At 61.2% G+C, this 19,006-nt stretch carries 17 protein-coding genes; 11 read left to right on the top strand and 6 right to left on the bottom strand.

Annotated features, from left to right (window positions below; translation table 11 throughout):
- Positions 1 to 34: 34 nt before the first annotated feature.
- The 3 genes from C4J94_RS01490 to C4J94_RS01480 all read right to left on the bottom strand — a co-directional run bounded on the left by C4J94_RS01490 (position 35) and on the right by C4J94_RS01480 (position 4,624).
- Complete coding sequence (locus C4J94_RS01490; protein ID WP_124384679.1) at positions 35 to 250, bottom strand: hypothetical protein; 216 nt, start codon at positions 248 to 250, stop codon at positions 35 to 37.
- Between the two features lie 237 nt (positions 251 to 487).
- Positions 488 to 1,594 carry an agmatine deiminase gene (aguA, locus tag C4J94_RS01485; RefSeq protein WP_124384678.1) on the bottom strand — a complete coding sequence of 369 codons (1,107 nt, stop codon included), beginning with the start codon at positions 1,592 to 1,594 and terminating at the stop codon, positions 488 to 490.
- 120 nt (positions 1,595 to 1,714) lie between these two features.
- Positions 1,715 to 4,624 carry an aminotransferase gene (locus C4J94_RS01480; protein ID WP_124384677.1) on the bottom strand — a complete coding sequence of 970 codons (2,910 nt, stop codon included), beginning with the start codon at positions 4,622 to 4,624 and terminating at the stop codon, positions 1,715 to 1,717.
- A 151-nt stretch (positions 4,625 to 4,775) separates the two neighbouring features.
- Here C4J94_RS01480 and rfbB point away from each other — a divergent pair, with 151 nt between their 5' ends.
- Genes rfbB through C4J94_RS01445 form a run of 7 tightly spaced genes read left to right on the top strand, consistent with a single transcriptional unit; the run spans position 4,776 to position 11,847 of the window.
- Positions 4,776 to 5,858 (top strand): dTDP-glucose 4,6-dehydratase, encoded by a 1,083-nt coding sequence (rfbB, locus tag C4J94_RS01475; protein WP_124384676.1) that lies wholly within the window; start codon positions 4,776 to 4,778, stop codon positions 5,856 to 5,858.
- Positions 5,855 to 6,730 carry a glucose-1-phosphate thymidylyltransferase RfbA gene (gene rfbA, locus C4J94_RS01470; RefSeq protein ID WP_124384675.1) on the top strand — a complete coding sequence of 292 codons (876 nt, stop codon included), beginning with the start codon at positions 5,855 to 5,857 and terminating at the stop codon, positions 6,728 to 6,730. Before rfbB ends, rfbA begins: the two co-directional genes overlap by 4 nt.
- Positions 6,727 to 7,272 (top strand): dTDP-4-dehydrorhamnose 3,5-epimerase, encoded by a 546-nt coding sequence (rfbC, locus tag C4J94_RS01465; RefSeq protein ID WP_124384674.1) that lies wholly within the window; start codon positions 6,727 to 6,729, stop codon positions 7,270 to 7,272. Before rfbA ends, rfbC begins: the two co-directional genes overlap by 4 nt.
- Positions 7,269 to 8,138 (top strand): dTDP-4-dehydrorhamnose reductase, encoded by an 870-nt coding sequence (gene rfbD, locus C4J94_RS01460; RefSeq protein ID WP_124384673.1) that lies wholly within the window; start codon positions 7,269 to 7,271, stop codon positions 8,136 to 8,138. The genes rfbC and rfbD overlap by 4 nt, the downstream gene beginning before the upstream one ends.
- 36 nt (positions 8,139 to 8,174) lie before the next feature.
- Complete coding sequence (locus C4J94_RS01455) at positions 8,175 to 9,983, top strand: ATP-binding protein (RefSeq protein ID WP_124384672.1); 1,809 nt, start codon at positions 8,175 to 8,177, stop codon at positions 9,981 to 9,983.
- Positions 9,980 to 11,365, top strand: coding sequence for a sigma-54 dependent transcriptional regulator (locus C4J94_RS01450; RefSeq protein WP_124384671.1), 1,386 nt, complete (start codon positions 9,980 to 9,982; stop codon positions 11,363 to 11,365). The genes C4J94_RS01455 and C4J94_RS01450 overlap by 4 nt, the downstream gene beginning before the upstream one ends.
- A gap of 26 nt (positions 11,366 to 11,391) precedes the next feature.
- Positions 11,392 to 11,847, top strand: a complete 456-nt coding sequence (locus C4J94_RS01445) for a YiiD C-terminal domain-containing protein (RefSeq protein WP_124388904.1) — start codon at positions 11,392 to 11,394, stop codon at positions 11,845 to 11,847.
- Positions 11,848 to 11,973: 126 nt separating this feature from the next.
- Here the strand turns inward: C4J94_RS01445 and cysQ are convergent, their stop codons facing one another.
- Positions 11,974 to 12,810 carry a 3'(2'),5'-bisphosphate nucleotidase CysQ gene (cysQ, locus tag C4J94_RS01440; RefSeq protein ID WP_124384670.1) on the bottom strand — a complete coding sequence of 279 codons (837 nt, stop codon included), beginning with the start codon at positions 12,808 to 12,810 and terminating at the stop codon, positions 11,974 to 11,976.
- Positions 12,807 to 13,373 (bottom strand): ADP compounds hydrolase NudE, encoded by a 567-nt coding sequence (gene nudE / locus C4J94_RS01435; protein ID WP_124360813.1) that lies wholly within the window; start codon positions 13,371 to 13,373, stop codon positions 12,807 to 12,809. Before nudE ends, cysQ begins: the two co-directional genes overlap by 4 nt.
- A gap of 87 nt (positions 13,374 to 13,460) precedes the next feature.
- On the opposite strand from nudE, the gene yrfG reads away from it, so the two are divergent.
- Positions 13,461 to 14,123: a GMP/IMP nucleotidase gene (yrfG, locus tag C4J94_RS01430; protein ID WP_124384669.1), complete on the top strand. Its 663-nt coding sequence runs from the start codon at positions 13,461 to 13,463 to the stop codon at positions 14,121 to 14,123.
- 104 nt (positions 14,124 to 14,227) lie between these two features.
- Here yrfG and lysM read toward each other — a convergent pair whose 3' ends face one another.
- Positions 14,228 to 14,668 (bottom strand): peptidoglycan-binding protein LysM, encoded by a 441-nt coding sequence (gene lysM, locus C4J94_RS01425; RefSeq protein ID WP_003187704.1) that lies wholly within the window; start codon positions 14,666 to 14,668, stop codon positions 14,228 to 14,230.
- 198 nt (positions 14,669 to 14,866) lie between these two features.
- Here lysM and fdhD point away from each other — a divergent pair, with 198 nt between their 5' ends.
- The 3 genes from fdhD (at position 14,867) to C4J94_RS01410 (ending at position 18,833) form a co-directional block, all read left to right on the top strand.
- Complete coding sequence (gene fdhD, locus C4J94_RS01420; RefSeq protein ID WP_124384668.1) at positions 14,867 to 15,706, top strand: formate dehydrogenase accessory sulfurtransferase FdhD; 840 nt, start codon at positions 14,867 to 14,869, stop codon at positions 15,704 to 15,706.
- Positions 15,703 to 18,051 carry an FdhF/YdeP family oxidoreductase gene (locus C4J94_RS01415; RefSeq protein WP_124384667.1) on the top strand — a complete coding sequence of 783 codons (2,349 nt, stop codon included), beginning with the start codon at positions 15,703 to 15,705 and terminating at the stop codon, positions 18,049 to 18,051. Before fdhD ends, C4J94_RS01415 begins: the two co-directional genes overlap by 4 nt.
- A 299-nt stretch (positions 18,052 to 18,350) precedes the next feature.
- Entirely contained in the window at positions 18,351 to 18,833 is a 483-nt protein-coding gene (locus C4J94_RS01410) for a glycine zipper domain-containing protein (RefSeq protein ID WP_124384666.1), read from the top strand.
- Positions 18,834 to 19,006 lie beyond the last annotated feature (173 nt).

Raw genomic sequence — 19,006 nt, 5'->3', positions numbered from 1 at the left:
CAAGCCCACTCCCACACTTATTCTTCGGTGTTCTTCAGTTGTTTTCCAGTTCGTACAACACCTTCACCTCATCCTCCGTGAACAGCCCCGCCGGGTAGCGTTCACTCATCAGGCTGAGCAAATCAGGTTGTTGCCTGAGCTGTCGCGAGCCGTTCTCCTTCAACCAGAGCGCCAGCGCGTGGATCGCGTCGCCGTCGACCCGCACCGGGTGGAACATGCGCGCGTGTATCGAGTTGATTTCGGCGTTCATTTCAGCGCTCTCTCCTGCTGCGTGAGCGGCTAACTTACTCAAGGTTTGTGACAGAACCATGCAGTCATCACCTTGGCGCTCTGTCGTTTGTTTGCCGATACAAGAGCTATGCCAATATCCCGTACTCACAGGCATTCAGGCACAAAAAAGCCCGCGACCGTGCTGGGCCGCGGGCTTGCCTAGAGCACTGCACTCATGCAGTGCTCGCTCGCCATCAAAGCGCTGTTACAACCGCACTCAATTTCTCTGCGGGGCTGGCTGCTGTTGGGTCAGGCAATGGATATTGCCGCCCCCCAGTAACAGTTCGCGGCCTGGCACCATCACCACTTCGTGTTGTGGGAACAGGTTCTGAAGGATCTGCTTGGCCTGGTGATCCAACGGGTCGTCGAAGCTCGGCGCAATGATGCCGCCGTTGACGATCAGGAAATTGACGTAAGAACCGGCCAACCGCACGCTCGGGTTACGTTCCTGGCTGCCGTCTACCGGATCGACACCGGCACATTCTTCTTCGGTGGCATAGAGCGGCCCCGGGATGGGCATCTTATGCACCGTGAACGAGCGGCCCTGGGCGTCGGTGCTGCTTTGCAGCACGTCCATGGCAGCGTGGCAGCGCGAGTAGTTCGGGTCTTGCGGGTCATCGGTCCAGGCCAGCAACACTTCACCTGGACGCACATAGCAGCAGAAGTTATCCACATGGCCGTCGGTTTCGTCGTTGAACAGGCCATCCGGCAGCCAGATGATCTTGTCCACCGCCAGATTGGCGCTGAGCACCGCTTCGATGGCGGCACGATCCAAGTGCGGATTGCGATTGCGGTTCAGCAGGCACTCTTCGGTGGTAATCAGAGTGCCCTCGCCGTCGACGTGGATCGAACCACCCTCCAGCACAAAACCTTCGGTGCGGTAACGCGATGCACGCTCGATCTCCAGAATCTTGCCGCCCACCTGTGCGTCACGGTTCCACGGCGCATACAGGCCGCCATCAAAACCGCCCCAGGCGTTGAAGTCCCAGTTCACACCGCGTACTTCGCCACTGTCGTTGATCACGAAGGTCGGCCCGGTGTCTCGGACCCAGGCGTCGTCGCTGGACATTTCCACCACGCGGATATTCGGCACATCCAGACGGCTACGGGCATTTTCGTACTGGCCGGCAGAAACCGCGACGGTCACAGGCTCAAACCGTGCGATGGCCTTGGCCACCGCCACATGGGCCGCCTGCGCCGGCTTGCCGCCCAGGCGCCAGTTGTCCGGACGCTCGGGCCAGATCATCCAGGTTTGGGTCTGTGGCGCCCATTCGGCGGGCATATGGAAGCCATCGGCGCGTGGCGTGCTGTGCAGGGTGGTCATGAAGATCAAGGCTCCGAATAGGTGAAAACCGACTTTATAATGGATAAATATCGGCTTTAATAGAGATTAAAGATAACAGGAAATAAATATGACGAACGTTAACCGATAACAATCGATTTACTACAGCTGCTCATTCAGCACCTTCGACAGCATGTCGACGAAGAAATCCACACTGCGCCGGGTTGTGACCATCGGCGGCTTGATCTTGAGGATGTTCAGGTAGTCGCCGGTCGGCTGCATGAACACGCCCAATTCGCGTAGACGATCACATAACAGCGCAGTTTCCTGCGTCGCGGGCTCCAGGGTTTGCCGGTCACGTACCAGCTCGAGCCCCAGATAGAAGCCGGAACCGTGTACCGCACCGACTAGCGGATGGTGCTCGATCAAGGCTTGCAGGCGTGTCTTGAAGTATCCGCCCACCACCTGGGCGTTTTCCCACAGCCCTTCTTCCTCCATCACGTCCAGCACCGCTATGCCGATACGGCAACTGACAGGGCTACCGCCCGATGACGAAAAGAAATAGCCCTCGGCTTCCAGGGCTTCGGCAATTGCTCGACGGGTGATCACCGCACCCAAAGGCTGGCCGTTGCCCATACCCTTGGCCATGGTAATGATGTCCGGCACGACGCCCTGCTCTTCAAAACCCCAGAAAAAATGCCCCATGCGGCCATAACCCACCTGCACCTCATCGGCGATACACACACCGCCCTGGGCGCGGACCAGCCCATAGACCTGCTGCAGATAGCCTGGCGGCAACGAAATGCCACCGGCATTGCCATACACCGGTTCGCAGATGAATCCCGCCAGTTGACGTTGGCTAGCGGCGACTTTCGCCAGGTTATGTTCCACGCTTCTTACATAGTCTGGCGCGCTGTCTGGCCCGCGAAACTCACCTCGATAGGTATTCGGCGCCATCACCGGGTGCACCCAGTCGGGGCGGCTGCTCAACGCCTGGGGGTTATCGGCAATCGAGGTAGACACCGCGTCCGCCGCCACCGACCAGCCGTGATAGGCCTCCAGCACACTGAGCATGTCGCGCCCACCGCTGTAGGCCCAGGCCAGGCGGATCGCCAGGTCATTGGCTTCGGTGCCACTGTTGACCAGGAACACCCGGTCCATGCCCTTTGGCGCGAGCGCCAGCAGGCGTTCGGAAAATTCCGCAATCGCCGCGTAATGAAAACGTGAATTGGTGTTGAGCAGCGACCATTGCCGCGCTGCCACCGCCGCCATGCGTGGATGACCGTGGCCCAGCACCGCCACGTTGTTGAGCATGTCCAGGTAGGAGCGGCCTTGCATGTCGATCAGGTGATTGCGCCAGCCCCGCTCGATACGGGGCGGGTCGACGTAGTAATGCTTCTGCGAGCGGGCGAAGCTGGCGTCGCGCCGGGCCAGCAGGGCCTCGGGATCCAGCTCCGGCTCGGCATCGCAGGCCAGCCCGAGCAGCACAGCCGGCGACGGGCACAACGCCTGCCATGCCGGCGCCCTGGCGGGGACACAGAACAGCGGTGGCTCAAGGTCGGCACGGCACAGCTGCACGATCAACGGCCCGTGCACCTCACCCAGCATTTGCCCTTTCACAACCCCTGCTCCGGGGCTGAGCAGCGTTTTCACGCCCCATAGGCGCAGGTTCAGTCGCTCTGCGCACAAGCACAGCAAGCCGTCAGCCCCTTCGCGCAGGGTTCCCGCAAAAGGCGCTTCGAGCACTGTGCCATGGGGCAGGCGTAACTCGGCGTGAAGGGCAAAAGTATCCGGCTCGCCCCCGCTGTCCGGGCGGGTACGCGACAACCGATATTGCCCATACCGGCTGGCCGCCAGCCCATGCACCGCCGCGGCTTCGTCCAGCAGGCGCCGATCTATACCAGGCGTTTCCCAATTACCCGCCTCGAAATGCGGGCTGAGCACTCCCAGGTCAATCAGCGCGAACTCCCGCCCGACCAGCCCCGGGAGCAAGGGGGCGAACTCCTGGCTGGCCAAGGCTGGCAACGTTTCGCCGACGCAACTCAGGATCGCCGCTTCCATCAATTCGAACGGCACCGATGTCGCGACGTGGAAGATCTCCCACTCGTGCTCGGCATTTTTCAACAGGTAGGCGTTATCAGGGTCCAGGCGTTGCTGCTGTTCACTGCTCAGCACCAACACCGCCGCACGGGCGACGATCAACGGCCACAGCACCTGCAACTCTTCGCGCTGCAACGGCGTTACCGCGTGACAGGCCTGGATCGCCGGCAGGATGGCAAAAGGGTCGCCATCGGCGTGGTGCAGCAGCGCTGCGCACGTCACCGACAGATCAGCGATGCGCCAGGTGTGCACCAGGTCGCCGAAATCAATCACGCCCTGGACTTGCCAGCGTCGCTGCGCGTCGCGTTGCCAGACCACGTTGTCATCGGTGATGTCCATGTGCACGGCCTGCCAGGGCAAGTGTGCAGCCAACGGGCGCAGATGCGCTTCGACCTGTCGGGCGACCTGCTCAAGTGCCGCGCGATGAGCGAGGTCGGGCAGCGTGGTCACTAGATGGGAGATCAGCTCGAGCGCGTGGCGTGGGTCCCACTGCAGGGTGCGGTCCAGTCCGGGGTGGGTGAACGTTGCCAGCGCCAGGCTCATTCGCCCGCACAAATCGCCGAACCCTGCGATCACATCGCGGCCCAGGTGAGGCAAATGGGTCAGGGGCTGGCCGTCGATGTAATCCAATAGACGCAGGTGCAGGGTTTGCCCGTCGACGCTGACGGTCAGCAGCTCATCGCCGTTGAGGGCCTTGATGACCTTGGGCACGCGCAGCTGTGCGTGTCCCTGGAGCTGGTTGAGGGCTGCGTGTTGGGCCAGTAATTCATTTGCGGCGTAGTCACCCCGGCATATTTTCAGAACGAAGCGGCCCACGGCGCTGTCAATCCTGTAGTTGAGATCCTGTTGACTGCCCAGCGACTGCAATGTGCCACCAAGGCCATAATGTTGCTCAAGCAAATCGGCCGCCTGCCCAAGGCTCAACTGGGGGCAGGGCAAACTGGCGCGATGGATCAAGGTAGCAAGCAACATTGTGACGACCTCGGTTTTATAAGGCGTCTATATCGCCATTGTTCCGGGGTGTTAATCAACCCCTCTTGCTCGCCGTGCTTGCGCCCGCCCGATTCACAACTCAAGCTATGCTTCTTTCGCTTAATGTCCGTCTAAGGAAAAGGCCCTCGACATGCGTATTCTCATTACCGGCGGTGCCGGATTTATTGGCTCGGCCCTGATCCGGCATTTGATCCAGCACACTGAGCACGAAGTGCTCAACCTGGACAAGCTCACTTACGCCGGCAACCTTGAGTCGCTGGCCAGCATTGCGCCTAATAGCCGCTATGAGTTCGTCCAGGCCGATATCATCGACCAGGCCACCGTCAGCGCCTTACTGGCGCGCTTCCAACCCGAAGCGATCATGCATCTGGCGGCCGAGTCCCATGTGGACCGCTCCATCGACGGCCCGTCGGATTTTATCCAGACCAACATTGTCGGCACCTACAGCCTGCTGGAAGCCACCCGGGCGTATTGGCAGAAGCTGGCAGAACCGGCCAAAAGCGCGTTCCGTTTCCACCACATCTCTACCGATGAGGTGTACGGCGACCTGCACGGCGTGGACGATCTTTTCACCGAAACCACGCCATACGCTCCCAGCTCGCCTTACTCTGCAAGCAAGGCAGCTTCCGACCACTTGGTCCGCGCCTGGCAACGTACCTATGGCCTGCCGGTGCTGTTGACCAACTGTTCGAACAACTATGGGCCGTTCCATTTCCCTGAAAAGTTGATTCCACTGGTCATCCTCAACGCCCTCGCGGGCAAGCCGCTGCCGGTCTATGGCGATGGCTTGCAGGTGCGCGACTGGTTGTTCGTTGAGGATCACGCCCGTGCACTGCTCAAGGTGGTGACTACTGGGGTCGTAGGCGAGACCTATAACATCGGTGGCCACAACGAGCAGAAGAATATCGACGTAGTCCGCGGTATTTGCGCCCTGCTGGAAGAGCTGGCGCCGCAACGTCCAGCCGGCGTGGAACAATTCACCGACCTGATCACTTTCGTCAAGGACCGTCCGGGCCACGACCAGCGGTATGCGATCGACGCCAGCAAAATCGAGCGCGAACTGGGCTGGGTCCCGGAAGAAACCTTTGAAACCGGCCTGCGCAAGACCGTGCAGTGGTACCTCGATAACCTTGAATGGTGCCGCAGGGTCCAGGATGGCAGTTATCAAGGTGAACGACTTGGCAATACTGACGTAAAGGATTTGATCGCATGATGAAGGGAATTGTATTGGCCGGCGGTTCCGGCACCCGTTTGCACCCCATCACCCTGGGTGTGTCCAAACAACTGTTGCCGGTGTATGACAAGCCGATGATCTACTACCCGATCTCGGTGCTGATGCTGGCGGGGATCAAGGACATCCTGGTGATCTCCACGCCGGTGGACCTGCCGCAATACCGTAACCTGCTGGGTGATGGCAGCCAGTTCGGCGTGCGTTTCAGCTATGCGGAACAACCTTCGCCCGATGGTTTGGCACAAGCCTTCATCATTGGCGAAGAGTTCATTGGCGATGATCCTGTGTGCCTGATTCTGGGTGACAACATCTTCCACGGCCAGCATTTCGGTGATCAGTTGCGCAACGCAGCTCAACGTCCATCCGGCGCCACGGTGTTCGGCTACTGGGTAAAAGACCCGGAGCGTTTCGGCGTGATCGATTTCGACAAAGAAGGCCGCGCCCTGTCGATCGAAGAAAAACCGGCGAAGCCCAAATCCAGCTATGCCGTGACCGGCCTGTATTTCTACGACAACGACGTGATCAAGATCGCCAAGGCCGTCCAGCCTTCGCCACGCGGCGAGTTGGAGATCACCGATGTCAACAACGCCTACCTCAAGCGTGGTGACCTGCACGTTGAGCGTTTCGGCCGCGGTTTCGCCTGGCTCGACACGGGTACCCATGACAGCTTGCTGGAAGCATCGACCTATGTGCAGACCATCGAGCATCGCCAGGGCCTGAAGGTAGCTTGCCTGGAAGAGATCGCTTACGAAAACGGCTGGATTGATCGTGACTATCTGCTGGAACGCGCCAAATATTTCGGCAAAACCGGTTACGGTCAATACCTCTACTCGCTCGCCGGAGAAACCAAGTGAAGGTTGTTGAAACTTCGTTACCCGGGGTACTGATTCTCGAGCCCAAAGTATTCGGTGATGAACGCGGCTTTTTCTATGAAAGCTTCAACGCGCGCGCTTTTGAAGCCGCCACCGGACTCAAGCGTGACTTCGTGCAAGACAACCACTCACGTTCACAGAAAGGCGTGCTGCGCGGGCTGCATTATCAGCTTGAACACACTCAAGGAAAACTGGTGCGTGTGACTCACGGCGAAGTGCTGGATGTTGCCGTCGATATCCGTCGCAGCTCACCGCACTTCGGCCAGTGGGTGGGTGTCCGCTTATCGGCGCAGAATCATCGTCAACTGTGGGTGCCGGAAGGTTTCGCCCATGGGTTTGTGGTGCTGAGCGACTACGCCGAGTTTCTGTACAAAACCACCGACTACTATCAACCCAGCGCCGAACGCAGCATTCTCTGGAATGACCCGACGCTGGCTATCGACTGGGAGCTGTCCGAGCCGCCACAACTGTCCGCCAAGGACCAGGTCGGTAAATTACTGACGGAAGCCGACCTTTTCCCATGAGAATACTGATCACCGGCCAACACGGCCAAGTCTCCCAAGAGCTGCAACAGCGGCTCCACGGCCTGGGCGAACTCATCGTCCTGGGCCGTGACCAATTGGACCTTGCCAACGCACCGCTCATCCGCGAGCAGGTGCGTGCGCACTGCCCCGACCTGATCATCAACGCCGCAGCGCACACTGCAGTCGATCTGGCCGAAAGCGAGCCGGACGCAGCCTTCGCCATCAACGCCATCGCCCCCGGCATCCTCGCCGAAGAAGCCAAAGCCCTGGGCATCCCGCTGATTCACTACTCGACCGACTACGTGTTCGACGGCAGCAAAACGGCCCCGTACACCGAAAATGACACACCCGCCCCACTGGGTATCTACGGTCAAAGCAAACTGGCGGGTGAACAGGCGATCGCGGCGGTAGGCGGCCAATACCTGATTCTGCGCACCAGCTGGGTGTATTCGAGCCACGGCAAGAACTTCCTGCTGACCATGCAGCGTCTGCTGCAGGAAAAACCGCAGATGCGCATCGTTGGCGACCAGATCGGCGCGCCAACCTGGGCCGGGACCATCGCCAACAGTACGCGCGCACTGATCGAGCGCTGGCAGGCCGGCAATGCCGGGGATTGGGGTGTCTACCACCTTACTGCCCAGGGCGAAACGTCGTGGTTCGGCTTTGCCGAGGCCATTGGCGACGCGCTTCGCGACGCGGGCAAACCCTGCGCCGAACTGGAAGCGATTCCGTCCAGCGCCTATCCAACCCCCGCCAAGCGCCCGCTGAACTCGCGCCTGGATTGCAGCCGCCTGCAACAGCAATGGCAGGTCAGCCAGCCGCAATGGCAAGACGCATTGCACGAGTGTCTTGCCGAGCAGCACTAGGCATAATGCGCTTGTACCCACAGGCGCACGATTCCCATGACTCCACCCCTTCCGCGAAGACCCCGCTGGCGCAGCCTCGCCCTGCTGGCGTTGTGCCTGGCGCCACTGTTGTGGCCGCTGGAGCACTTGGCCGAGCGCTACTACCGCAGCGAGCTGGCCGGGCAGAACCGCCAGACCCTCGACCTGTATGTCGCCAACCTGTTGGGCACCCTGCACCGCTATGAGGTGCTGCCGCAGATCCTCGGTGACCTGCCGGCCCTGCGCACCGCGCTGGATGCGCCCCACGTCAGTACCAACCTGGTCAACGCCAACCTGCTGCTCAAAGACGTCGCCGCCCAGGCCGGGGTGGAGGTGATGTATTTGATGGACACCACCGGCAAGACGCTCGCCGCGTCCAACTGGGACAAACAAGACAGCTTTGTCGGGCGCAATTTTTCCTTTCGCCCCTATTTCAGCGAAGCCATGGCCGGGCGCCTGGGGCGCTTTTTCGGGCTGGGTACCACGTCGGCCAAGCGCGGCTACTTCTTCGCCGCCGCCGTGCGCGATGATGAGAAAATCATCGGCGTGCTGGTGGTCAAGGTGGACCTGGACCACACCGAAAGCCTGTGGGGCAATACTCCGGAACAACTCCTGGTCACCGACCACAACGGCGTGGTGATCCTCACTTCGCGCCCGCAATGGCGGTTCCGCGCGACTCGGCCGCTGACCGCCGAAGAGCGTCAGGCCATTATTGCCATTCAGCCTTACCCAACCCGCGACCCTCAGCCGCTGAACCTGAGCAGCAGCGCCTGGCTGCGCCAATCCACCGCCATCGCCGAGACGGGCTGGAATGTGGAAATCCTCGCTCCCCAATCGCTGATCAACCGCCCGGTGCGTACCGTGGTGGCCGTCGGCGGCGCGACGTTGCTGGTGCTGATGCTGCTGCTCGGCTTGATGATGCAGCGCCGTCGGCATTATCTGGAGCGCATCGCCTTCGAAGCCAAGGCCCGTCGCGAGCTGGAAATGCGCGTGGCCGAGCGGACCAGCGACCTGGAGGGCCTGAACCGGCGCCTGAAACAGGAAGTACTGGAGCGCGAACACGCCCAGCAGGAACTGGTGCGGGCCCAGGACGACCTGGTACAAGCCGGTAAACTCTCGGCGCTGGGCACCATGTCGGCCAGTATCAGCCATGAGCTGAACCAACCCCTGGCAGCGATCCGCAGCTACGCGGAAAACGCTGAGATCCTGCTCGACCATGAACGCACCACCGATGCGCGCGGCAACCTCAAGCTGATCAGCGAACTGACCGGACGCATGGCATCGATCATTGCCCACTTGCGCGCTTTCGCCCGCCGCGACCGCCACGCGCCGGAAAGCGTGGCGCTGCAACCGGCGCTGGACGATGCCCTGGCCTTGCTGGCCAAGCGACGACGCTCGATGGAAGTGGAGTTGATCCGCGACTTACCCGAGGCGACGTTATGGGTACAAGCCGGTGAGACCCGTCTGCGCCAGGTGCTGGGCAACCTGCTGGCCAACGCCCTTGATGCCCTCACCGAAAAAGGCCCGCCACGCAAACTCTGGCTGAGTGCCCAGACCACAGAGCAGGGCGTCAACCTGTACATTCGCGACAACGGCCCGGGCTTTTGCATGGAAGCGTTGGGCCGCGCCAGCGAGCCGTTCTACACCACCAAGACACGCACCCAGGGCCTGGGCCTGGGCTTGGCCATCTGTGACACCCTGATGCGTGCCTTCGGCGGCGAACTGCTGTTCGCCAACCACAAGGAAGGCGGCGCGCTGTTAACCTTGAAATTGCGTGCCGGCTCGCCGGGCGTCAGTGTGCAACCGTCCGAGGACCGCAGTGTATGAGTATCGATAACCAGATTCAGGTGGTGCTGATCGACGACGATCCCCACCTGCGTCAGGCGCTGTGCCAGACCCTGGACCTGGCCGGGCTGAAAGTGTTGCCCCTGGGCGAAGCCAGCGGCCTCACCGCGCGCTTGTCGCGAGACTGGCCGGGCGTGGTGGTCAGCGATATCCGCATGCCCGGCATGGACGGCCTGGAGCTGCTTGCCGAACTCCACGGCCAGGACCCGGACCTGCCCGTGTTGCTGATCACCGGCCACGGCGACGTGCCGCTGGCGGTGCAGGCCATGCGGGCCGGCGCCTATGACTTCCTCGAAAAGCCTTTCGCCAGCGACGCCTTGCTCGACAGCGTGCGCCGCGCCCTGGCCCTGCGCCGACTGGTGCTGGACAACCGCAGCCTGCGCCTGGCCCTCAGTGATCGGCAACAACTGAGCACACGCCTGGTGGGGCATTCGCCGCAGATGCTGCGCCTGCGCGAGCAAATCGGCGCATTGGCGGCGACCAGGGCCGACGTGCTGATTCTCGGCGAAACCGGAGCCGGCAAGGAGGTGGTCGCCCGCGCTTTGCACGACCTGTCGAGCCGCCGCAGCGGCCCGTTCGTGGCGATCAACGCCGGGGCGCTGGCCGAGTCGGTGGTGGAAAGCGAACTGTTCGGCCATGAACCAGGCGCGTTTACCGGCGCGCAAAAGCGCCGTATCGGCAAGTTCGAATTCGCCAATGGCGGCACGCTGTTTCTCGATGAAATCGAAAGCATGAGCCTGGATGTGCAGGTCAAGCTGTTGCGCCTGCTGCAGGAACGCGTCGTGGAACGCCTGGGTGGCAATCAGCTGATTGCGCTGGATATCCGCATCATCGCCGCCACCAAGGAAGACCTGCGCCAGTCTGCCGACCAGGGGCGCTTCCGGGCCGACTTGTATTACCGTCTCAATGTCGCGCCGCTGCGCATTCCGCCACTGCGCGAGCGCGGTGAAGATGCGCTGATGCTGTTCCAGCATTTCGCCGACGAAGCCAGCAGCCGCCACGGACTACCCCTGCATGAGCTGCAACCGGGCCAGCGCGCGCTGCTGCTACGCCACAGCTGGCCAGGCAATGTGCGCGAGTTGCAGAACGCCGCCGAACGCTTTGCCCTGGGCCTGGAACTGGCCCTGGACAGTACGCCGGACAATCCATCCGCCGGCACACTGACCTCCACGCCTGGTGGCTTGAGCGAGCAAGTCGAACAATTCGAAAAAAGCCTGATCGCCGCCGAACTGGCCCGCCCCCACAGCTCCCTGCGCAGCCTCGCCGAAGCCCTCGGCGTGCCCCGCAAGACCCTGCATGACAAACTGCGCAAGCACGGCCTGAACTTCGCCGATAGCGCCAACCACAGCGCAGATGACGAATGACCCTGCCTACCCGCCATGAGGCCGCCATGAGCCGCGACAGCCGTTACCTGGAATCCGTCCTCCACCACGACATCCCCCTCACCCGGGAAATGGGCCTCAAGGTGCTCGATTGGCAACACGGCCAACTGCAACTGCATCTCCCCTTGCAGGCCAACATCAACCACAAGAGCACCATGTTTGGCGGCAGCCTCTACTGTGGCGCCGTGCTGGCCGGTTGGGGCTGGTTGCACCTCAAACTGCGCGAAGAGGGCATCGAAGACGGGCATATCGTGATCCAGGAAGGGCAGATCAGCTATCCGTTGCCGGTGACGCAGGATGCGACGGCGATTTGCGGGGCGCCAGAGGAGAAGGTGTGGAAACGCTTTGTGGCAACGTACAAGCGCTATGGGCGGGCGCGGTTGACGCTGGAAACGTGGATTGTGAATGAAGGCAGTGACGAAAGGGCAGTAGCCTTCACCGGCCAGTACGTCCTGCACCGCTAGCGGCCATTATCCAAACCAATGTGGGAGGGGGCTTGCCCTCGATAGCAGTGTATCAGGCAACCAGCTTCTGACTGTTACACCGCAATCGGGGGCAAGCCCCCTCCCACATTTTGTTTTGCTGTGGTCTTAAGACCTGGCCAGGCTCAACAACCGTTCACGCCACGCCGCCTTCGCCGGCAATGCCAGAAAGTACGGGTTCAGCAACGATTCCCGCGCCGGGTAGCTGAACGGCTTGCCGTTCAACTCCAGCACCGCGCCTCCCGCCCCTTCCAGCACACCCTGCGCCGCCGCAGTATCCCACTGCGAGGTCGGCGCCAGGCGCGGATAGCAATCGGCACTGCCCTCGGCCAACAGGCAGAATTTCAAGGAACTGCCAATATTCGCCAGTTTCAGCTCGCCCAAGCCCTGGCTCAGCCCCTCCAGCAAACGCTCTTGCTCCGGGCTGGTATGACGGCGGCTGGCAACCACAGTAAAGGCTTCACCCGCTGCCGGGGTCTGGCGCACCTGGATCTGCCTGGGCGCGGCATTCACATCCGAACGCCAAGCCCCCAGGCCCGCTCCGCCGAAGTAGCAACGTCCACTGGTGGGCATCGACACCACGCCGAACACCACGCGACCCTGTTCGATCAAGGCAATATTGACAGTGAATTCTTCACTGCCGGCAATGAATTCCTTGGTGCCATCCAGCGGGTCCACCAGCCACCAACGCTGCCACCCGGCACGCACGCTCTGGTCGATATCGGCGTCTTCTTCAGACAGCACCGCAATGCTCGGGTCCAGCGCAGTAAGGCCAGCGAGAATCAGATGATGTGCGGCCAGATCGGCGGCCGTCACTGGCGAATCATCCGCTTTGGAGGTCACCGCTACATCGGCACGCCAGTAAGGCAGGATGACTTCACCTGCCTGGCGAGCCAACTCAATGACAGGCGCGATAAAGGGGTGGCCCAGAAACAGTTCGCTCATAAGGTAAACACTCCACGCTGGGTCAGCAGGTCCCGCACCAGATACAGCGCGGCCAGCGCCCGGCCCTCACTGAACTGTTCGTTTTGCGCCAATGCCGACAGCTCACGCAAGTTGACCCGCTCCACGCGCATGGGCTCGGGCTCATCGCCTTCCAGGCGTTCTTCATAAAGCTCGGTGGCCAGCACCACCTGGATTTTCTGGCTCATATAGCCGGGAGACAGCGAAAGCTCGGTGATGTGTTCCAACTGGCGTGCGCCATAGCCGGCTTCCTCCTTGAGTTCGCGATCGGCCGCCGCCAGCACATCCTCGCCGGGCTCGATCAAGCCTTTAGGCAAGGACAACTCATACTCGTCGGTACCACCGCAGTACTCTTCCACCAGCAACGCATGGTCTTCATCGATCATCGCGACAATCATCACTGCGCCGTAACCGGCACCACGGCCCACCAGGCGCTCGTAGGTACGTTCAACGCCATTGGAAAAGCGCAATTGCACCTCCTCCACGCGGAACAAACGGCTACTGGCGACTATTTCGCGGGCGAGGACGGTGGGTTTCTGGCGCATAAACGGCTCCTTGGCGTGATCGGGTTACTATACCGTGGCTTTTCCGATTGTCTGTGTCGGATATCTTTACTTACATGAGAACGCCCCATGCCCTCTTTGCCCTGGCACGCCATCGACACCGTCCTGCTGGACATGGACGGCACCTTGCTCGACCTGCACTACGACAACCACTTCTGGATGGAGCACCTGCCGCAACGCTACGCCGAGCTGCACGGCGTGAGCCTCGCCATGGCGCAAATGGAACTGCAGCCCCTGTTCGAGCGTAACGCCGGACAGCTGCAATGGTATTGCCTGGATTTCTGGAGCACCGAACTGAAGATCCCGGTGCGCGAACTCAAGCTGGAGACCGCCCACCTGATCGCCCTGCGCCCGGACGCCGATACTTTTCTGGCGGCGATCAAACAGGCCGGCAAGCGCGTGATCCTGATCACCAATGCACATCGTGATTCTTTGTCATTGAAATTGGAGCGCATCGAGTTGGCGCCGTACTTCGAGCAACTGATCAGCTCCCACGATTACGGTTTCCCCAAGGAAAACCGGCAGTTCTGGGAAGCGCTGCAAGCGGATATCCACTTCGACCCGGCCCGTAGCCTGTTTATCGACGACACCTTGCCGATCCTGCGCAGTGCCAGGGATTTCGGTGTGGGGCATTTGCTCGCAGTGAAAGAGCCGGACAGTAAGAAGGGCCCGAAAGACACGGCTGAATTTGCGGCAGTCGAGGATTACCGAGAGCTCATTGCCGGACTCTAAACCCACGTGGGAGGGGTCTTGCTCCCGATAGCGGTGATCAGCCAAGTATCAGCGACTGGACCAGCGCTATCGGGGGCAAGCCCCCCCACATTTCGTTCTGAGGATTACTCAGGGATACGCAGGGTCTGGCCTGGGTAGATTTTGTCCGGGTGCGACAACAGCGGCTTGTTCGCTTCGAAAATCTTGTTGTACTGGTTGGCGTTACCGTACACAGCCAGGGAAATCGCGCTGAGGGTATCGCCCTTTTTCACCACAACGAAACGCGCAGCGGTAACTGCCGGGCCGGTTACGGTGATCTGGTCATCCACGCTTGCCACACCGGCGATGTTGCCCAATGCCAGCAGAATTTTCTCTTTCTCTTCCTGCGTGGCCACTTCACCGGTCACAGTGACCTTGTCGCCATCCACCGTGGTCTGCACGTTTGGATTACCCAGGCCCACCTTGCTCACATGCTCCTTCAACTGCTCACTCGCGTTAGCGTTACCCGGCGTCAACAGGTCGACAATCTTTTCGCCGGCCTCTTTGATAAAGCTGAAAATACTCATAGTGCGCTCTCCTTGGGTTTAAGTTCCTGATGCCCAAGACTAGACCAGTCCCAGGGATTTGGGTTCCGGCACCCCCTGACTTCGTAAAACCGGACCTTGATCGACGCCATCTATCAATAGATCAATACTGGCAATTAGACGCGACCCTTTGTCGCGCCTAGTCTGAACACTGATCAATCCGCCGGTGGTAACTGCCCCATGAACGCCAAGCGCCCAACCTGCGCGGCGCCCGCCCTTGAAACGCCCGCGCCCGCCGCCAGCCACAGCTATCAATACAGCAACCTCGAACACACCGACGTCGGCAGCACTGCGCTGGCCGAAGAGGTGGCGTTGGCGATTGCCTATAACGACATCAGCCAGGCAGTCATGCTGGTGACGCCGACCGACCTGGAAGACTTCATCGTCGGCTTCAGCCTGGGCAGCGGCATTATCACCGACGTTAGCGACATCTATGATCTGAAGCTCAGCGGTTCAGGCTCCGCCCAGTATGCGCAAGTACAAATTTCCAGCCGCGCATTCTGGAACCTCAAGCAACAGCGCCGCCAATTGGCGGGCACCAGCGGCTGCGGCCTGTGCGGTGTCGAGGCTGTAGAGCAGGCGTTGCCTGACCTTCAGGTGCTGCCCGGCGCACCCTTGCCACCCGCCGAATGGCTCGATGGCCTGCGCCAGCGCATCGGTGCATTCCAGCCCTTGGGCCAACACAGCGGCGCGGTGCATGCGGCGGTGTTCATGAACGACCAGGGCGAATTAGTGATGGGCCGGGAAGACATCGGCCGGCATAACGCCCTGGATAAATTGATTGGCGCACTGATCCGCCAAAAGATTCCGACCGACGGAGGCGTGGCAATTGTCACCAGCCGCTGCAGCCTCGAATTGATCCAGAAAGTCCTGCGTGCAGGCATCCAGACCCTGGTCAGCCTGTCGTCGCCTACCGGCCTTGCCCTGCAATGGGCACGTCGGCATAACCTCAATCTCATCCACCTGCCGCAGAAAAGCGCGCCGCGGGTCTACAGCCCTGCGATGGAGTACCAGCCATGAGCCTTCACCACCAAGCCGACCAAACCCCAACCCCGCGCTACAAGCCCTACAAAGGCCCGGCAGGCGGCTGGGGTGCGTTGATCAGCGTGGCGCAAGCCTGGCTGACCAGCGACAACGCGCTGAAAAACCTGCGCATGATGCTCAAGACCAACCAGAACGGCGGCTTTGACTGCCCGGGCTGCGCCTGGGGCGACTCGCCGGAAAGCGGCATGGTCAAGTTCTGCGAAAACGGCGCCAAGGCGGTCAACTGGGAAGCCACCAAACGCCGCGTGGACGCCGCGTTCTTCGCCAAGCACAGCGTCACCGCGCTGCTGGAACAAAGCGACTACTGGTTGGAGTACCAGGGCCGCCTCACCGAGCCCATGCGCTACAACGCCGAGACCGACCGCTATCAGTCCATCAGTTGGGAAGCCGCGTTCGACCTGATCGGCAAGCACCTCAATGCCCTGCCCAGCCCGGACATGGCCGAGTTCTACACCTCGGGTCGCGCCAGCAACGAAGCTGCGTACCTGTATCAACTGTTCGTGCGCGCCTACGGCACCAACAACTTCCCGGACTGCTCGAACATGTGCCACGAAGCCAGCGGCGTGGCCCTGGCGCAGAGTGTGGGCGTGGGCAAAGGCACCGTAACCTTTGATGACTTCGAACATGCCGACGCGATTTTCGTCTGGGGCCAGAACCCCGGTACCAACCACCCGCGCATGCTCGAGCCGCTGCGCGAAGCCGTGAAGCGCGGCGCTCAGGTGGTGTGTATCAACCCTCTGAAAGAACGTGGCCTGGAACGCTTCCAGCACCCGCAACATCCGCTGGAAATGCTCACCAACGGCGACAAGCCAACCAACACCGCGTACTTTCGCCCGGCGCTGGGCGGCGACATGGCCATCCTGCGCGGCATGGCCAAGTTCCTGCTGCTGTGGGAGCGTCAGGCCCTGGCCGAAGGCAAGGAAGCAGTGTTCGATCACGACTTCCTCAACGAACACACCGTTAACGTACTGGACTATCTGGGCCAGATCGACGACACCTCGTGGGACGAAATCGTCGAGCAGTCCGGCCTGACGCTGGTGGAGATCGAACAAGCCGCGCGCATGTACGCCAAAGGCAAGAACGTGATCATGTGCTGGGCGATGGGCATCACTCAACACCGTCATTCGGTGCCGACCATCCAGGAAATCGCCAACCTGATGCTGCTGCGCGGCAATATCGGCCGCCCAGGTGCAGGCCTGTGTCCGGTGCGCGGCCACAGTAACGTGCAGGGCGACCGCACCATGGGTATCAACGAACGCCCACCGGTGGCGTTCCTCGACTCACTGGAGCGCCGCTTCCAATTCCAGGTGCCGCGTACCAATGGGCACAACGTGGTCGAAGCCATCCACGCCATGCTCGAAGGCCGCTCCAAGGTATTTATCGGCCTGGGCGGCAACTTCGCCCAAGCCACGCCGGACAGTACCCGCACCTTCGAAGCGTTGCGTAACTGCGACCTGACCGTGCAGATCAGCACCAAGCTCAACCGCAGCCACCTGATGCACGGTAAAGATGCATTGATCCTGCCGTGCCTGGGCCGTACCGACATCGATATCCAGGCCGACGGCCCGCAAGCCGTGACGGTGGAAGACTCGTTCAGCATGGTCCACGGCTCCAACGGCCAGCTGCAACCGCTGTCGTCGCTGATGAAATCCGAGCCTGCAATCCTTGCGGGCATCGCCGCGGCGACCCTGGGCAGCAAACCCGTGGATTGGAACTGGTTGATCGCCGACTACGGACGCATCCGCGACCTGATCGCCGACACCATTCCTGGCTTCAAGGACTTCAACGAGAAGATCAAACACCCCGGCGGCTTCTATCTAGGCAATTCCGCCGGTGCGCGCCGCTGGAACACCCCGTCGGGGCGCGCCAACTTCCGTCCGAACGTGTTGCCCAAAGACTTGATCCACGAACGCACACACGCCACAGGCCGTGTGCCGGACCTGATCATGCAGTCGATGCGTTCCCACGATCAGTACAACACCACGATCTATGGCCTGGACGACCGTTATCGCGGGGTCAAAGGGCAACGGGATGTGCTGTTCGTCAATGAAGCCGACATCATCCGCCTGGGCTTCAAGCCGGGGCAGAAGGCGGATATTGTGTCGCTGTGGGAAGACGGCCGTGAGCGGCGCGTCAAAGGCTTTACTCTGTTGGCGTTCGATATTCCGGCTGGACAGGCCGCTGCTTACTATCCGGAAGTGAACCCTCTGGTGCCCTTGGAAAGCACCGGCGACGGTAGCCATACGCCGACGTCGAAGTTCGTCGCGATTCGTCTGGAAGCGGCGAGTGACAATGGATTGATCATGGCGCGCTCGGCCTGACTTATGTCTGCTGAACTGCCGCGGCTCCCACATTTGAAACGCATTTAAAATGTGGGAGCGGGCTTGCCCGCGAAGAGGCCCGCATTATCACTAGACATTCTGCAGGCACAAAAAAGGCCGCTTTTACCTAAAAGCGGCCGTCCCGAAGTAGCTAAAGACCCGTAAAAACAACTTAAGTTCCCCATACAAAACAGTAACTTAGCAAATTGTATACAACCCCTGCCGCCGGTCGGATTTCGATTGTCAGCGCCTCGATACAACCTCAGGATCGCGCCGTCATCCCCTTGAGGTTTCCCTGAATGAAGTTCTCCTCGATTCTCTTGTTGTCCCTGGGCCTGGTCAGTGGCGCAGCCATGGCCGGTGGCACCACCGAAGCCGGTGTGGGCGGCGCATTGGGCGGGGTTCTAGGCTCGGTTGTCGGCCAGCAGTTGGGCGGCAACACCGGTTCGACCATCGGCGCAGCGCTGGGTGGCGCGGGCGGTAGTGCAGTCGGCGCCGACAAGCGCAGCCGTGGCGAAGCAGCCATTGGCGGCGCACTGGGCGCAGCCGGCGGCAACGTGGTTGGCCGCAGTGTCGGCGGCAGCACTGGCGCACTGATCGGCTCAGCGGCCGGCGGTGGCGCAGGTGGCGCACTGGGCAACTACATGGGCAACAAGAGCGATGACGATGACCGTCGTTATCGTGGGCGTGACCGTGATGACCGTCGCTACTACCGCGATGGCCACCCAGGCCGCGGCCATGCCTATGGGCATCGCAAGAACAAGCATCGTTACCGCGACTGATATACGCGAGCTGTTGAACACAGCAATGTGGTAGCCAGGCTGGCCATAATGCCAGTCAGCTAACGGCGAACACCGAACCTGTGGCGAGGGAGCTTGCTCCCCGTAGGGCCGCGAAGCGGCCCCAAACGATGGGACTGCTGCGCAGTCCAACGGGAGCAAGCTCCCTCGCCACA

It is taken from the genome of Pseudomonas sp. R5-89-07 (genome assembly GCF_003851685.1).
Taxonomy (GTDB): Bacteria; Pseudomonadota; Gammaproteobacteria; order Pseudomonadales; family Pseudomonadaceae; genus Aquipseudomonas.
The sequence above is the reverse complement of the archived record's forward strand: the minus strand, read 5'-3'. Positions and strand labels throughout refer to the sequence as shown.

Coding starts and splice junctions, on each gene's coding strand:
- C4J94_RS01490 (WP_124384679.1), bottom strand. CDS start 250: ATGAACGCCGAAATCAACTCGATACACGCGCGCATGTTCCACCCGGTG.
- aguA (WP_124384678.1), bottom strand. CDS start 1,594: ATGACCACCCTGCACAGCACGCCACGCGCCGATGGCTTCCATATGCCC.
- C4J94_RS01480 (WP_124384677.1), bottom strand. CDS start 4,624: ATGTTGCTTGCTACCTTGATCCATCGCGCCAGTTTGCCCTGCCCCCAG.
- rfbB (WP_124384676.1), top strand. CDS start 4,776: ATGCGTATTCTCATTACCGGCGGTGCCGGATTTATTGGCTCGGCCCTG.
- rfbA (WP_124384675.1), top strand. CDS start 5,855: ATGATGAAGGGAATTGTATTGGCCGGCGGTTCCGGCACCCGTTTGCAC.
- rfbD (WP_124384673.1), top strand. CDS start 7,269: ATGAGAATACTGATCACCGGCCAACACGGCCAAGTCTCCCAAGAGCTG.
- C4J94_RS01455 (WP_124384672.1), top strand. CDS start 8,175: ATGACTCCACCCCTTCCGCGAAGACCCCGCTGGCGCAGCCTCGCCCTG.
- C4J94_RS01450 (WP_124384671.1), top strand. CDS start 9,980: ATGAGTATCGATAACCAGATTCAGGTGGTGCTGATCGACGACGATCCC.
- C4J94_RS01445 (WP_124388904.1), top strand. CDS start 11,392: ATGAGCCGCGACAGCCGTTACCTGGAATCCGTCCTCCACCACGACATC.
- cysQ (WP_124384670.1), bottom strand. CDS start 12,810: ATGAGCGAACTGTTTCTGGGCCACCCCTTTATCGCGCCTGTCATTGAG.
- nudE (WP_124360813.1), bottom strand. CDS start 13,373: ATGCGCCAGAAACCCACCGTCCTCGCCCGCGAAATAGTCGCCAGTAGC.
- yrfG (WP_124384669.1), top strand. CDS start 13,461: ATGCCCTCTTTGCCCTGGCACGCCATCGACACCGTCCTGCTGGACATG.
- lysM (WP_003187704.1), bottom strand. CDS start 14,668: ATGAGTATTTTCAGCTTTATCAAAGAGGCCGGCGAAAAGATTGTCGAC.
- fdhD (WP_124384668.1), top strand. CDS start 14,867: ATGAACGCCAAGCGCCCAACCTGCGCGGCGCCCGCCCTTGAAACGCCC.
- C4J94_RS01415 (WP_124384667.1), top strand. CDS start 15,703: ATGAGCCTTCACCACCAAGCCGACCAAACCCCAACCCCGCGCTACAAG.
- C4J94_RS01410 (WP_124384666.1), top strand. CDS start 18,351: ATGAAGTTCTCCTCGATTCTCTTGTTGTCCCTGGGCCTGGTCAGTGGC.